Source organism: Bradyrhizobium sp. PRIMUS42 (assembly GCF_023006515.1).
In the GTDB taxonomy this organism is placed as follows: domain Bacteria; phylum Pseudomonadota; class Alphaproteobacteria; order Rhizobiales; family Xanthobacteraceae; genus Bradyrhizobium.
Genome location: NZ_JALBGZ010001218.1, coordinates 1 through 1,118, shown reverse-complemented (window position 1 = coordinate 1,118; position 1,118 = coordinate 1). Strand labels below are relative to the sequence as shown.

The following is a 1,118-nucleotide window of genomic DNA, read 5'->3' as shown; positions in this document are numbered from 1 at the left end:
CACCGTGTCGACGCGCTCTCGATCACCAACGGCACGGTGGATGGCGTCAGCGGCGCCGTCCTCGCTCCTGACAGGATCGAGCGCGGCAAGAGCTCGTCCCGCAAGGTCGTCGGCGAGTTCGCGCTGCAGGCACAGGCCGTGATCGTGGCGTCCGGCGGCATCGGCGGCAATCACGAGCTGGTCCGGCAGAACTGGCCGAAGCGGCTTGGTGATCCCCCGAAATTCATGATCTCCGGCGTGCCCGAACATGTCGACGGCCGGATGATCGGCATCACGGAGAAAGCGGGCGCGCGGCTGATCAACCGCGACCGCATGTGGCATTATGTCGAGGGCATCCAGAACTGGTCACCGATCTGGCCGCGCCACGGCATTCGCATCCTGCCCGGGCCCTCCTCGATGTGGTTCGACGCCACGGGCACGCGGCTGCCGGCGCCGCTCTTCCCCGGCTCCGACACCCTCGGCCAGCTCCAATACATCATGTCGACGGGGTACGATTATTCCTGGTTCATCCTGACTCAGAGCATCATCAAGAAGGAGTTTGCGCTGTCGGGCTCGGAGCAGAATCCTGACCTGACCGGCAAGAGCTGGCGCATGACCTTGCGCCGCGCCACCAACAAGGGCGCGCCGGCGCCGGTGGAAGCATTCAAAAGCCACGGTGTCGACTTCATCGTACGCGACAAGATCGAGGACCTTGTTGCGGAGATGAACAAGCTTGCCGGCAGCGACCTTCTCAAGCTCGAGCACATCAGGATGCAGATCGAGGCGCGCGACCGCGAGATCGCCAATCCCTACGTCAAGGATGCGCAGGTGATGAACATTCACAATGCGCGCCGCTATATCGGCGACAGACTGATCCGCACCGCCTCTCCCCACAGGATCCTCGATCCCGCGCAGGGGCCGCTGATCGCGGTCAAGCTCAACATCCTCACCCGCAAGACGCTGGGCGGCTTCGAGACCGATCTCGACTCGCGTGTGTTCGGCAGCGAGGGCAGCGTCATTCCGGGCCTCTATGCGGTCGGCGAAGCCGCCGGCTTCGGCGGCGGCGGGGTGCACGGCTATCGCTCGCTGGAAGGCACTTTCCTCGGCGGCTGCCTGTTTTCGGGCCGCAATGCGGGCCG

1 protein-coding gene is annotated in these 1,118 nt (G+C 64.9%); it reads left to right on the top strand.

What is annotated here, in order from left to right; genetic code table 11:
* On the top strand, nucleotides 1-1,118 hold a 1,118-nt coding region (locus tag MOV75_RS39180), incomplete at both ends, for an FAD-binding dehydrogenase (protein WP_247008197.1).